12 protein-coding genes, 1 tRNA gene, 1 pseudogene and 1 riboswitch are annotated in these 12461 nt (G+C 64.0%); of the genes and pseudogenes, 11 read left to right on the top strand and 3 right to left on the bottom strand.

Going from position 1 to position 12461, the window contains the following annotated elements:
* Positions 1–254 precede the first annotated feature (254 nt).
* The 3 genes and pseudogenes from AB0Y14_RS09920 to AB0Y14_RS09910 all read left to right on the top strand — a co-directional run.
* Entirely contained in the window at positions 255–638 is a 384-nt protein-coding gene (locus AB0Y14_RS09920; RefSeq protein WP_129314896.1) for a cold-shock protein, read from the top strand.
* Positions 639–668: 30 nt separating this feature from the next.
* On the top strand, positions 669–1190 hold the full coding sequence (locus AB0Y14_RS09915) for a DUF3027 domain-containing protein (protein WP_436589090.1): 522 nt from the start codon (positions 669–671) through the stop codon (positions 1188–1190).
* 101 nt (positions 1191–1291) lie between these two features.
* Positions 1292–2587: pseudogene (locus tag AB0Y14_RS09910) on the top strand (MFS transporter); the annotation flags it as partial.
* A gap of 124 nt (positions 2588–2711) precedes the next feature.
* Here the strand turns inward: AB0Y14_RS09910 and serC are convergent.
* Positions 2712–3836, bottom strand: a complete 1125-nt coding sequence (gene serC / locus AB0Y14_RS09905) for a phosphoserine transaminase (RefSeq protein ID WP_436589128.1) — start codon at positions 3834–3836, stop codon at positions 2712–2714.
* Positions 3837–4007: 171 nt separating this feature from the next.
* Between serC and AB0Y14_RS09900 the strand changes: the two genes are divergently transcribed.
* The 5 genes from AB0Y14_RS09900 (at position 4008) to AB0Y14_RS09880 (ending at position 8112) form a co-directional block, all read left to right on the top strand.
* Positions 4008–4703: a metal-dependent transcriptional regulator gene (locus AB0Y14_RS09900; RefSeq protein WP_436589089.1), complete on the top strand. Its 696-nt coding sequence runs from the start codon at positions 4008–4010 to the stop codon at positions 4701–4703.
* Positions 4704–4709: 6 nt separating this feature from the next.
* A complete protein-coding gene (locus AB0Y14_RS09895; protein WP_436589088.1) occupies positions 4710–5336 on the top strand; it encodes a thymidine kinase in 627 nt (208 codons plus the stop codon).
* Between the two features lie 432 nt (positions 5337–5768).
* A riboswitch (cyclic di-AMP (ydaO/yuaA leader) is annotated at positions 5769–5917 on the top strand.
* A gap of 8 nt (positions 5918–5925) precedes the next feature.
* Positions 5926–6534: a C40 family peptidase gene (locus tag AB0Y14_RS09890; protein ID WP_436589087.1), complete on the top strand. Its 609-nt coding sequence runs from the start codon at positions 5926–5928 to the stop codon at positions 6532–6534.
* Between the two features lie 180 nt (positions 6535–6714).
* Entirely contained in the window at positions 6715–7638 is a 924-nt protein-coding gene (locus tag AB0Y14_RS09885) for a C40 family peptidase (protein ID WP_436589086.1), read from the top strand.
* A 213-nt stretch (positions 7639–7851) separates the two neighbouring features.
* Complete coding sequence (locus AB0Y14_RS09880) at positions 7852–8112, top strand: hypothetical protein (RefSeq protein ID WP_436589085.1); 261 nt, start codon at positions 7852–7854, stop codon at positions 8110–8112.
* Positions 8113–8120: 8 nt separating this feature from the next.
* Here AB0Y14_RS09880 and AB0Y14_RS09875 read toward each other — a convergent pair whose 3' ends face one another.
* Positions 8121–9014 carry a DUF4031 domain-containing protein gene (locus AB0Y14_RS09875; protein WP_436589084.1) on the bottom strand — a complete coding sequence of 298 codons (894 nt, stop codon included), beginning with the start codon at positions 9012–9014 and terminating at the stop codon, positions 8121–8123.
* 41 nt (positions 9015–9055) lie between these two features.
* Here AB0Y14_RS09875 and AB0Y14_RS09870 point away from each other — a divergent pair.
* The 3 genes from AB0Y14_RS09870 (at position 9056) to AB0Y14_RS09860 (ending at position 11703) form a co-directional block, all read left to right on the top strand.
* A tRNA-Arg gene (locus tag AB0Y14_RS09870) sits at positions 9056–9128 on the top strand.
* Between the two features lie 353 nt (positions 9129–9481).
* A complete protein-coding gene (locus AB0Y14_RS09865; RefSeq protein WP_436589083.1) occupies positions 9482–10099 on the top strand; it encodes a PadR family transcriptional regulator in 618 nt (205 codons plus the stop codon).
* Positions 10096–11703 carry a DHA2 family efflux MFS transporter permease subunit gene (locus AB0Y14_RS09860; protein ID WP_436589082.1) on the top strand — a complete coding sequence of 536 codons (1608 nt, stop codon included), beginning with the start codon at positions 10096–10098 and terminating at the stop codon, positions 11701–11703. The genes AB0Y14_RS09865 and AB0Y14_RS09860 overlap by 4 nt, the downstream gene beginning before the upstream one ends.
* Before the next feature lie 34 nt (positions 11704–11737).
* Here AB0Y14_RS09860 and AB0Y14_RS09855 read toward each other — a convergent pair whose 3' ends face one another.
* Positions 11738–12436, bottom strand: a complete 699-nt coding sequence (locus tag AB0Y14_RS09855; protein ID WP_436589081.1) for a hypothetical protein — start codon at positions 12434–12436, stop codon at positions 11738–11740.
* Positions 12437–12461 lie beyond the last annotated feature (25 nt).

The raw sequence follows: 12461 nt of genomic DNA, 5'->3' as shown, positions 1-12461 counted from the left end.
ACGGGAGAAACCGGGCATCGCGGCCCAGCATCTAGGGCCCGCCAAGGTTCGTTCATGACGCCGCGGACCACCGTGTGCAACCAACGGTCCGGTCTCCCCGCTCCGATCGTGGATTCAGGGCGAGACGGACGGAACCGGTTCGGGGCGCTCGATCAGGGTTGCAACGAGCCATCATGATGCCCCGCCTCACCGGCGAGACCGGGTGCGCCACCAACGGGGGACAAGGCCCCCACCACAATGCAAAGGAAACGATCATGCCCACCGGAAAAGTGAAGTGGTACGACGAGTCGAAGGGCTTCGGCTTCGTGACGGCCGAGGACGGCCAAGAGGTCTTCCTGCCGTCCTCCGCACTTCCGCCCGACGCCAAGGGCGTCAAGTCCGGCACCCGGCTCGAATTCGGTATTGCCGAAGGCAGGCGGGGCGCCCAGGCGCTGTCCGCCCGCTTGCTGGACAAGGCCCCTTCGTCGGTCAAGAATCACCGCAAGCCCGCGGACGAAATGGCTGTCATCACCGAGGACCTCATCAAACTGCTGGACGGCGTGTCCAACACATTGCGCCGCGGAAGGTACCCGGATCGAGCGGTCGGGAAGAAGGTAGCGACCATCCTGCGCAACGTCGCTGACAACCTTGATGCATAAAACGGCTGGTCACGGGGTTTAATAAGGGATATGGCGAAAACACTGCACGATGAATCGGCCGTCGCGGTCGACGGCACTGAACCGGCCGTCGAACCGACGAGGCCGACCCTCGGCGCCCAGAGGACGCCGCGACGGCGGACGACCCGCCTGGACTCCGTTCTGGCCGAGGCCAAGGAAACCGCATACCGCAGCGTCCTGGAGATCACTCCCGAGGAGACGGTCGGCACGGTCCACCACATTCGTGGGGAAGAGGACCGGCTCAGCACTCACCTCTTCGAATGCGCTCTTCCCGGGTATCGGGGGTGGTTCTGGTTCTCGACCGTCGCACGCGCGCCCCGCTCGAAAAAGGCGACCGTGTGCGAAGTCGGTTTGTTGCCCGGCGACGACGCCTTGCTCGCCCCCGAGTGGATACCCTGGGCAGACCGTTTGCGTCCCGAAGACGTCGACGAGGACGCCGAGGGCCAGGACGGTGGATCCGATGAGGAGGCCGAGGGCTCCGGCGCCGGCATGGACAATGGGGAGACCGAGGAAGCTTCCGCGGAAAAGGAATAGAGAACCAGGGGGCGCGGTCCAAGGCCGGTCGTTGCCCCGCAAGGAGATGACCCGGAACGCCTAGCCAAAAAACCGATACCGCCCACGGCCCGCGCCGAGGAACCTTCCGTTCCCTCAAGGTTCCGAACTACCGCCTGTGGTTCGCAGGTGCCCTGATCTCGAATATCGGGACCTGGATGCAGAGGATCGCCCAGGACTGGCTGGTGTTCAATCACCTCTCCCATGAAGACTCCACCGCGATGGGCATCGTGATGGCTCTGCAGTTCCTGCCGCAACTCGTCCTCGCGCCGTACGCGGGTCTCCTGGCCGACCGCGCCGATCGGCGGAAACTGCTATTCCTGACTCAAACCTCGATGGCTGTCCTGGGCGGTCTCCTCGGCGGACTCGTCCTCTCGGGAGCGGCGCAACTCTGGCACGTTTACATCTTCGCTCTCCTGCTCGGAGTGATCACGGCGCTCGACTCGCCCGTTCGGCAAACCTTCGTGTCGAACCTGGTCTCGGACGCGGACTTGCCGAACGCCGTCGCCCTCAACTCGATGTCCTTCAACTCGGCCCGTATGGTGGGCCCGGCCATTGCCGGTGTCCTGGTCGGCGCGGTCGGTCCAGGGCCGGTATTCCTGATCAACATGGTCACCTTCGTGGCCATGATCGTCGCGATAGCGAAAATCGACACGAACAGCCTGAGACCCATGCCACGGGTCTCCCGAGCAAACTCCCGCATGAGGGACGGAATCGCCTACATCACGACTCGGCCCGACATCCTGGTCGTCATGATCGGAGCCTTCCTGGTCGGGACCTTCGGAATGAACTCCGCGATCAATATTGCGGCCATGGCCACGAGCGAATTCGGATACGGCGCGAACCAGTTCGGTTTCCTGACCTCGACTATGGCGATTGGGTCGATCACGGGAACGCTCATGGCAGCCAAGAGGGAACGGCCCCGGCTCCGATTCATCTTCGGTGCCGCGGGCGCCTTCGGCCTGACGTGTCTTCTCGCAGCGCTCTCGCCGACCGTGGTGGTCTTCGCCGTCGTTCTGATCCCGATGGGGCTGGCGGCGCTGACCTTCATCACATCGGCGAATGCTTACGTCCAAGTCTCCACCGAACCCCAGATGCGCGGCCGCGTCATGAGCATCTATATGGCCGTGTTCATGGGAGGCACTCCCATAGGTGCGCCCGTGGTCGGCGTGGTCAATGACGCCCTCGGAGCGAGGTGGGGGCTGGGGGTGGCAGTCATCGCCGGCCTGGTCACCGCGGCCCTCGGTTTCTTCTGGTACTGGCGCAGTCAGCACCTCCACCTGACCTTCGACCGGTCACGGCGAGGTTTCGTGCGTCTGGAGAAGGACGCCGACTATTCGCCCGTCACCGCCGCGCTGGAGGTCCAAGAACCCCGGTGACGTCGGCACCCGGTGACGTCGGCACCCGGTGGTGGCGGCACCCCGGTGACGGACGTCCCCGGGTGCCGTGACTAGCCCGGTCACCGGGGCACCCCGGCGACCGGGCTTGTCGGCCCACGGCCGATTAGTCCAGGCGTTCGATGACGTAATCGATGCAGGACAGCAGAGCGGCGACGTCGTCCGGGTCGATCGCAGTGAACGTCGCGATGCGCAGCTGGTTGCGACCGAGCTTCCGGTACGGTTCGGTGTCCACGATGCCGTTGGCCCGGAGAATCTTGGCAAGGGCGGATGCATCGACCGTGTCGTCGAAGTCAACGGTGGTGATGACGGTCGACCGGTCCTCGGGCCGCTCGACAAAGGGGCTGGCTACGTCGCTGGCCTCGGCCCACCGGTACACGAGATCGGAGGAACGCGCCGTGCGGTCCGCGGCCCAGCCCAAACCCCCGTTCTCGAGGATCCATGCGATCTGGTTGTCGAGCATGACAAGGTTCGCCAAGGACGGCGTGTTGTAGGTCTGGTTCTTCCGGGAATTGTCCACGGCAGTGGTCAGGTTCAAGGAATCCGGAATCCAGCGGTCCGTGGACGCGATGCTGCCGACTCGGTCCAGGGCCGCCGGGGAGAAGAAGGAGAGCCACAGGCCGCCGTCGGACGCGAAATTCTTCTGCGGAGAGAAGTAGTAGACGTCGGCTTCCTGCGGGTCCACGGCCATGCCACCGGCGGCGCTCGTCGCATCGATGAGGACCAGGGCGTCGTCCTCCACGCCGGAAGGCCGTTGGACGGGCGCAGCGACGCCGGTCGAGGTCTCGTTCTGGGGCCACGCGTAGACGTCGGCGCCGGGAACGGGGGAAGCGGTCGGACGGGTGCCTGGTTCGGAGGAGGTGATCTCGGACGGTTCGAGGAAGGGCGCCTTGTCGGTGGTCGCCGCAAACTTGGAGCCGAATTCACCGAAACTCAGGTGAGCCGCCTTGGAGCGCACGAGGTTGAATGCGGCGGAGTCCCAGAACGACGTCGCCCCGCCATTGCCCAGAATGACCTCGTACCCGTCCGGCAGTTCGAACAAGTTCTCCAGGCCGGTGCGCACCGAACCGACCAGATTCTTGACCGGAGCCTGCCGGTGCGAGGTTCCGAGGAGGGACTGGGCCGAAGCGACGGCCTCGACCTGTGCGGGGCGAACCTTGGACGGGCCCGCGCCGAAGCGTCCGTCGGCGGGAAGAAGTTCTTGGGGGATGACAATGTTCTCGGCCACTATTCGTGCTCCAATGATCAGTGAGGGGTGCGCGTGGTCTCCGCGGCGTCCTGACTCCACCATTGTGCTTCGTAGAGTCCTCCAGGAGTGAATCTTCTACGGAAGATGAACCTAAGCACCTAGAATGGACGGACAAACAGGCAGGAAAATTACGAGAAGGGCGTTATATCTCCGATGACGGACCTCGTTGACACAACAGAGATGTACCTCCGAACCATCCTGGATCTGGAGGAAGAAGGCATCACACCGATGCGCGCCCGGATCGCGGAGCGGCTCGACCATTCCGGGCCGACCGTCTCGCAGACGGTGGCACGCATGGAACGCCACGGGCTCGTGCACGTCGAGAGCGATCGTTCCTTGTCCCTGACCCCGGATGGCCGGAGCCGAGCCGTATCGGTGATGCGCAAGCATCGCCTGGCGGAACGGCTGTTGGCCGACGTCGTGGGGCTGGATATGGCCTATGTTCACGACGAAGCCTGCCGCTGGGAGCACGTCATGAGCGAACGCGTCGAGCGCCGGCTCGTCGAGCTCCTCAACTCGCCGAAGTTCTCGCCGTACGGCAACGCGATCCCCGGGCTCGAAGAGCTCGGGGTGACCAGTGAGAAGGACGATCCCAAGACCGTGACCCTGACGATCGCGGCGAAGGATTCCTCGGATGAGGACCGATTCACGATCGCGCGGTTCCCGGAAGTCCTTCAGGCCGACGTCGACATCATGAAGGTCCTCGGTCGTGCGGGCCTCCGCCAAGGCTCGGTCGTCGGCATCCAACCGAAGGTCGGAGCGATTCACGTACGAGTCGAGGGCGAGGCCGAAGGCGTGGACGTCGACATGGAAATTGCGGACCACATTGTGGTCAAGCGCGGCGCCTGAACGGACGTGGCCAAGCTCTATTTCCGTTACGGAGCCATGAACTCCGGCAAGTCCACCGCGTTGTTGCAGGCGGCCTTCAACTACGAGGAGCGAGGTCAGCGGATCGTGCTGGCCAAGCCGAAAGTGGACACCAAGGGGGAGACCCATATCGTCTCGCGTCTGGGCGTCCAGCGCGAAGTCAATATCCTGCTGGCCCCGGAAGAATCTGCCCGAGACACCTTTCTGCACCACGCCCATGGCGAAGACGACGGTGGGCTCGGGGTGGACGTGGCCTTGCCGCCAGTTGCCTGCCTCCTGGTGGACGAAGCCCAATTTCTGACGCCGGAACAGGTAGACGACCTGATGAGGATCGCCGTGCTGGACGGCGTGCCGGTCCTGGCATACGGGATCAGAACCGATTTCCGGACGCGCGCCTTTCCCGGATCGGCCCGCTTGCTCGAGCTCGCTCACACGGTGGAAGAGCTCAAGACCATCTGCCGCTGCGGCCGCAAGGCCCTCTTCAACGGACGCAGGGTGGGTCAGGAATTCGTCTTTTCGGGGAGCCAGATCGCCATTGACGGCGAAACCGTGACCTACGAATCGCTGTGTGCGGCGTGCTATCTGGAGGAGACCGGCGGGATTCTGGGCGGGTAGACCTCGCCGGGCCCTCTCCGGGTTCGCCGGATATCTAATCGTGACCCGAGCCGGGATCTTCTTAATCATTTCGTGACTTTTGCGGCACCTTTGGCACGGCCTTGCGCCGGCTCGAGGGGTGCCGACCTGCCTCGGAGGCACCTGTGCGACACGACACGAAAAAAATTTTAAGTGTTGCATCGTGTGCCATGTCACTCCTGCTGATTTTGGCCCTTCCCTGCGTTCGTGCTGATCAAAAGGGTGTTGGTCCGGCGCCAAAGCCGCCGCGAGTGACATCGGTCATCCCCTGGGCGAGGGCGCGACCCCCTTCGGAGGGCCACCCTCGTGACCAAAACGTGACTTTTCTGTGCCCTGTGTGTACTCTCGACATCGTGCCAATCACTGGTCGAGACGGCACCTTCGGTCAGAACGCCTAGCTCTGCCACTGACCGAAGAACCGAAAAACCAACAGTCCGTTGGCAGAGGCGGGGGACCCAATAACGGGTTCTTCCACGGAAGAGCCCTCGGGGTTAAGTCGCAGCAGCGACCGGGTGACTCCCATCCGAACCCGACAGCTCACCTCGTAGGCACAGGGAGGAAAACTTTTATTATGACTAAGCACATTGCTCGCCACCGCGCTGCAACTCAGTCCCACGTCGTTCGCAACACCGGTATCGCAGTTGCCGCAGCAGGCGTCATCGCCGGCTCGGTTGCTCCGGCCAACGCATTCGCTTCGGCCGCCCCGGTTGAGAACGCCGCGAGCACCACTCAGGCTTCCTCGGCTCAGCAGAGCATCAGCGTTGAGAACGCTGACTACAGCGCCCCGGCCGACAACAGCACGCAGGACGCCGGCTCGCAGGCTACCGGTAATCGCGCCAAGATCGTTGACGACGCCAAGACCGGCGAAGGCGGTTCCTACGTTTGGGGCGGCCGCGACTTCAAGGCTTGGGACTGCTCCGGATTCGTTTCCTGGGTTGCTTCGCAGTCCGGTGTCCAGCTGGACGCCTACACCCACTCCATGAAGGATCAGCTCACCCCGACCGATGCCCCGCAGCCCGGTGACGTCGTCTTCACCAACGGCTACGAGCACGTCGGTATCTACCTCGGTGACGGTCAGATGATTTCCGCTCTGAACCCTGACCAGGGCACCACGATCACCTCGGTCGACGGTGGCGGAATGATGCCGGTTGACGGCTACTACAGCATGCCCGGAATGTAATTTCGGTCTACTGACTTCGCCTTGTGAGGATAGAGGGGCGCCCGGGAGGGAAACCCGGGCGCCCCTTTTTTCATATCTGAACACCCCTCTGCTCGCACACTTCCGCGCATGTTGTCGATGCACGGAACTGAGGGACGTGCCGGATGCAACGGCACCCCTCCATGAATTCAAGGAATTTTCATGGCACCGACTACCTATTTCTCGCACAAGACACGTCGCACGACCGGGGCCCTGACGGCGACGGGACTTCTGGTCGGCAGCATCGCGCTCGTTCATGGCCTCGAACCGGCCGAGCACGAGCCGAGCGCGTTTTCGCAAGCTTCCACCACGATTCCCAGCACATCGCTGGCTTCGGCACACACGAATCTGACCTTCGTTCCGGTGGCCCTGAAGCGCCCGGAAACCGATCCTCAGGCGGCCGCGCAACGGGAAGCGCAACGGGCCGAACTCCGGCGGGCGGCCGAGGACAAGGCGGCGTGGCTCGAACAACAACGTCGTGCCGAGACGGAACAGGCCGCCGAGGACGCGGCCCAGCCCGATGGACAAGCCCAGGCCGAGGAAACCGCGCAGGTCGAGGAGACCCTCGCGACGCCGACCGACTCGGCCGAAGACGTCGTCTTGGACCGGTTGCATTCTTCGGAGGAATCCTCGGCCGATGATTCGCAGCTTCCCGAGGGCGGCGGTACGGGTGGGCCTCAAACCCAGGGGATCGTGCCCGCGGCCGAGATCGTTGGCGACGGGGCGCCTCGACCGGCCTCCCCCCATACTGCCCTGGGTGACGCCGTGGCCGAGGCCGCCAAGTCCCAGGTGGGTGTGCGCCAGGACTGCACCATGCTGGTCACGAATGCCCTCAGGGCGCGGGGAATTTCTTTCCACGGATGGCCGAAGGACTACCTCAGCCTGGGGCACACCGTGAGTGCCGAAGAGGCGCGACCGGGAGACATCGTCTACTACGCGTCGAACGGGATGGGTGGATCACACGTTGCGATATACCTCGGCAACGGCCGGGCCGTCCACGGTGGATGGGAAGGCGGGACGACCGCCGAATTCGGTACAGAACTTCCGAATGCGTCATCTCCTCTCTATATCCGTGTGGATCGCTGAATTCACGGCTATGATGGAAAAGTAGGTTTTCCTCCTTGGGCGAGACACTTTTGAAGAATGTGATCTCGTCAATTCCGGGCCGTCCATGGTTCCGGGCGGTGCGGCCCCCTCGACCAGTGGGGGCCGCACCTTTTTTGCGCCCAGTGCGAGACAGCGTGGACGTGGCGCAGGCCCGTTCTGCAACCGCCAAGTCCGAGGTTCTATCATGAGGGCATGCCCTCACAATTCGAGCCTCCCCAGAGCAGCAGCGATCAGGAATTCCGAGCGATGGCCGTCGGCATGGTGGCCGGGGCGGTTCCCGGGATCATCGTGGGCCTCATCCTTTCCCTCTCACTCGGCAACCCGGCCATGTGGGTTTCGATCGCCGGTGGAATCGGCATCATCATCGGTCTTGTCTCCGCGGTTCTCTACAACAGGGTCCGTGCCCGCAAGAAGGGATCGGGCGACGACGCCGGAGAAAGACCTGGCGCCTGAGTCACCCCTCAGCCGCGTCGGAGGGAGCGGATCTCCGACCTCAGGTTGTTCCGCGCGACGTCCTCCCAATGGCCGCTGGCGAAGTCCGTCAGGTAGATCCTGTCCTGAGCCAGGAATCCCTCGAGGATGTCCGCACGCGTACGACGGAAGACGTCTTCGGGAACATGTGCGTACTCCCTCCGCACGGAGCTCGCGTACCGCCCGTACCGTCCGGGGGACGCCGCCAGAATGCCCAAGTCGGCATCGTGGAAAATCGGCCACAACGGATCGCTCCCCGTCGCCGTGTGGTCGATGGTGCCCAGAATCAGCCCGCGCACGCGATCAAGCACGTCCGGAGCGAGAACACCGGTCAAGTCTGCCGTGACAAGCTCGGCGCTGTCCCGTTCGTCCTCCTCGGGGCGGCCCCTGTAGACGGCGTCGTGGTACCAGGCCGCCAGGCGCAAGCCAAGCCGTGAAGCGGAGTCCACGGGGGCCGCGGCATCGAGGCGTTTCACGTTGTCGAGAACCTCCGCCAGATGAACCGAGGTGTGATATTCGCGACCCGGTGAGTCCCAGCGGTTCAGCAATTCCTGACCGATCTCCGGGGCGCTGGGCACGGTGGCGTTCCAGTCCCGCACCAGGCGAGGGCGGATCCTCGCTGGACGCTCCTTCGCCGGAATTCGCAGACCCGAGGCCGCCAGGCGCCGGGTCAGCTCATGGGCCGTGACCCTCGTGGCGCCCGCGGCGACGGCGTCATCGATCAGGTGCCGCGGGACGTCGTAGTGGTCTTCGTCAAAAGCCTTGGGACTGATGGGGGTCCTGCTGACCAGTTCGTGGAGTTCGTCCAGGCTGGTATCCGAGACGAGGTGGGAGAACATCGTGCCGTGAGCGGGCCACAGCGGAGGGTCAATCAGAACGGCCATGAACCCAGCATGGCACGGGAACCTGTACACTGGTGCGGTGCGCCCTCGTAGCTCAGGGGATAGAGCACGGCTCTCCTAAAGCCGGTGTCGGTGGTTCGAATCCACTCGAGGGCACTCTCGCAATCCGTCACGTGGTCGGCCTCTTGCCTGATCGGTCGTGGCGGATTTGTTTTTGCTCGCGAGGTCCGTGCCCCTGACCGGTCAATGCACCAGAACGTCGAAACCCTGCCTCGGGGATCCGGGCGGTTCCCATAGTTGTTGTCGGCGTCGCGCACACGCCCCAACAAGCCGCCCGAACGGTCCTTCGGCAGGGTTCCGATCCGTGGTTCTCTTGCTCATACTCGCGAGTACGAAAAGGACATTACTGGTTGGAGATGGCTTCCACAAGGCACGGCGTCGTCATCCTGCCCATCGGCCCAGAACGCCCTGTTTGTGAAGCAATGTTTATTCCGCGTAGAATAATCCGAGTGGAACACGACTCTCAGCGGCGCATGAAACTCACGCCATTGGCCGTGACGGTTCTGGGGTTGCTCCGGGAACGTCCGATGCACCCGTACGAAATGGCCCAGGTCCTCAAGAAGCGGGGAGACGACCACCTGGTCAGGATCAGCCCGGGCGCCTTGTACCACACCGTCGAGAAGCTCCAGGAACGCGGACTGGTCAGGATTGACCGCGTGGAACAGACCAATAACAGGCCGGAACGAACCATCTACGCGGTCGAACCGGCCGGCGAAGGTGCCGCCAGGGAATGGGTGGTCTCGGAGCTGTCCACGGTGCGCAGCGAATATCCCGTGTTTCCGGTAGCGCTCGCGGTGGCCCCCAAACTGCCGTGGTCAGCCGTTCGGGCTGCCTTTCAACAACGGATCGCGGTGCTCCGAGATCACGTGTCCGGTCGGGAAGTCAGGCTGGAGCAGGCGCGAACAGAGGGTATCGACGAGATCCTCCTTCTCGAGGACACCTACTTGTTGGAACTCCAGACGGCACAGATCAACCACATGCAACGAACCATAGACTTGGTCGACAGCGGCGCCCTGACCTGGCCCCCGCAATCCGACCGGCCGGACACCCCGAAAGAAGAATCATGAATTCCGAATACACTCCGCGGCACAGCAGTGCCGCGACCGCGGAGGCCGGGTCGCCCACGGGCGAGTCGACCGACCCCAGCACGCGCGCCCGGAAGAACCTCGACACCGCGCACGAGAACAAGACCCACGGGAAGGGCGAAGACAAACAGGCGTGGAGCGCCCTCTGGGCCATCGTCATCGGGTTCTTCATGATCCTGATCGATTCGACGATCGTTTCCACGGCGATGCCGGCCATCATGAACCACTTCGACGCCGACATCAACAAGGTCGTGTGGGTTACCAGCGCGTATCTGCTCGCCTACGCGGTCCCGTTGTTGGTCACCGGCAGACTGGGGGACCGCTTTGGTCCGGGCCGCATGTATCTGGGGGGACTGGCCCTCTTCACGGCGGCGTCCCTCTGGTGCGGGTTCTCGGGAACCATCGAAATGCTCATCGTCGCCCGCGTGTTCCAGGGGCTCGGCGCCGCCGTCATGACCCCGCAGACGATGGCGATCATCACCCGCCTCTTCCCGGCGGAGCGTCGAGGGCCAGCCATGGGTGTCTGGGGTGCGACCGCCGGTGTCGCAAGCCTCCTCGGCCCGATTCTGGGCGGCCTCCTGGTCGATGGCCTCGGTTGGGAATGGATTTTCTTCGTCAATATTCCAGTCGGCATCTTCGCGTTCGTGCGAGCCTGGCAGAAGATCCCCAAACTGGAAATCCACGCCCACCGCATGGATTACGTGGGCGTGGTGCTGAGTGGGATCGCTATGTTCCTCATCGTCTACGGAATCCAAGAGGGGCATGGGCACGACTGGGGCGCCGTCTGGGGTCCAATCACCGTGCCGGAACTGATCATCGCCGGAGCCGTGATCTTCGTTCTGTTCATCGTGTGGCAGCGGGTGACCAGTACGGAACCTCTGATTCCCCTGGGGCTCTTCCGCGACAGGAACTTCTCGCTGGGCAACGCGGCCATCGGCATGGTCGGGCTCATGATCATCTCTTTCGTGCTGCCACTCATGCTGTACTTCCAGCTGGTCCGAGGCATGTCGCCCACGCAGGCCGCCTTGATGATTGCCCCGATGGCGATCGTCTCTGGCGTTCTGGCCCCCGTGGTCGGCGGCCTCATCACGGCGGCCAGGGCGCCGTTCATCGCCGTCTTCGGGCTCCTGATGAATGTCCTGGGACTCGTGGGCTACTGGTACTTCATGTCCCCGGACACCTCGATCTGGGTCCTGTTGATTCCTTCGTTCGCGATGGGCATCGGCGGTGCCTGCATGTGGTCGCCCATTTCGATCACGACGACGCGCGACCTCGCCCCGAAGCAGGCCGGGGCGGGATCCGGTGTCTTCAACACCACACGTCAGGTGGGCGCGGTGCTTGGTTCCTCGCTGATCGCGATGATGATGGAGAACCGCATCGCGGCCCATCTTCCGCAGATGGCCGGTCAATCGGTCCAAGGCGGAGAGGCGGCGGCGGGCAGCTCGCAACTGCCGGAGATGTTGCGGGACGGGTACACCACGGCGATGGGGGAGAGCATTCTCCTGCCGGCCGCGGCGGTCCTTGTGGGTGCCGTGGTTGCGGCGTTCTTCCGGCCGCGGGCCAAGAACGCTTCCAAGCGGGCCTGAGCCGGATCGAGGCCTCAAGGGCGCATTTCGGGGGTCAGCGGCGCGGTTGCTGGCCCTCGAGCTCTCCCCGGGAGAACGCATCCAGCTTTCCCCTCACCAGGCGCACGGCGAGCCACACCGCCTCGGCAACCATGATCACCAGCAAGAACCAGCGTGCGACGACGAGCCCTGCGGCAAGTCCCGGCCAGGCACCGGCGGGGTCGGACAGAGCGGCGTCCAGCGTGAGGTTTCCGACGATCGTCACGACCATGAACAGAAGCGGTGGGATCCACAGTGCGGTGCGGCGTCGTCCCCGGATGCCCGAGGCGGCGACCATGGAGAACCACGCGGCGCCGAGGAAGATGGGGGAGATCAGGCCCCAGGACCAGTGGATGGCCACGTACGCGTTGCGACCGGCATCGCCCAGGCTCCGGGCAATGTGCGGGGCATCGGAGACGAATCCGAAGGGACCCAATTCGGGCACGGTCGTGTGCGCGCTCGCACCCAGCCGGGGCAAGAGCGACGCGTGGAGGTAGACGAACATCAGAACGGACACGACGACCAGCACGCCGGTGATGATTCCCGTGGAGGATTTCTTGGCCGGCTCGGCCTGTGGCGAACGGCCAGTCGTGGCCTCGGCGTCAGAGGCGCCGCGTTGCCCGCCCGATCTCCGTGAGGTCGAATCGGCCTTCCGGGGCGGCGTAGACGCTCCCGCCCGGTCACCGTACAGCCGTTGCTTTTGTCCCTTCGACATGCCCATATGCCAATTATGGACCGTC

It is taken from the genome of Rothia sp. HC945, assembly GCF_051370785.1.
In the GTDB taxonomy this organism is placed as follows: domain Bacteria; phylum Actinomycetota; class Actinomycetes; order Actinomycetales; family Micrococcaceae; genus Rothia.
Note: the sequence above shows the minus strand (reverse complement) of the source record. Positions and strands in the feature narration are given on the sequence as shown.

Coding starts and splice junctions, on each gene's coding strand:
- AB0Y14_RS09920 (WP_129314896.1), top strand. CDS start 255: ATGCCCACCGGAAAAGTGAAGTGGTACGACGAGTCGAAGGGCTTCGGC.
- AB0Y14_RS09915 (WP_436589090.1), top strand. CDS start 669: ATGGCGAAAACACTGCACGATGAATCGGCCGTCGCGGTCGACGGCACT.
- AB0Y14_RS09900 (WP_436589089.1), top strand. CDS start 4,008: ATGACGGACCTCGTTGACACAACAGAGATGTACCTCCGAACCATCCTG.
- AB0Y14_RS09890 (WP_436589087.1), top strand. CDS start 5,926: ATGACTAAGCACATTGCTCGCCACCGCGCTGCAACTCAGTCCCACGTC.
- AB0Y14_RS09885 (WP_436589086.1), top strand. CDS start 6,715: ATGGCACCGACTACCTATTTCTCGCACAAGACACGTCGCACGACCGGG.
- AB0Y14_RS09880 (WP_436589085.1), top strand. CDS start 7,852: ATGCCCTCACAATTCGAGCCTCCCCAGAGCAGCAGCGATCAGGAATTC.
- AB0Y14_RS09875 (WP_436589084.1), bottom strand. CDS start 9,014: ATGGCCGTTCTGATTGACCCTCCGCTGTGGCCCGCTCACGGCACGATG.
- AB0Y14_RS09860 (WP_436589082.1), top strand. CDS start 10,096: ATGAATTCCGAATACACTCCGCGGCACAGCAGTGCCGCGACCGCGGAG.
- AB0Y14_RS09855 (WP_436589081.1), bottom strand. CDS start 12,436: ATGTCGAAGGGACAAAAGCAACGGCTGTACGGTGACCGGGCGGGAGCG.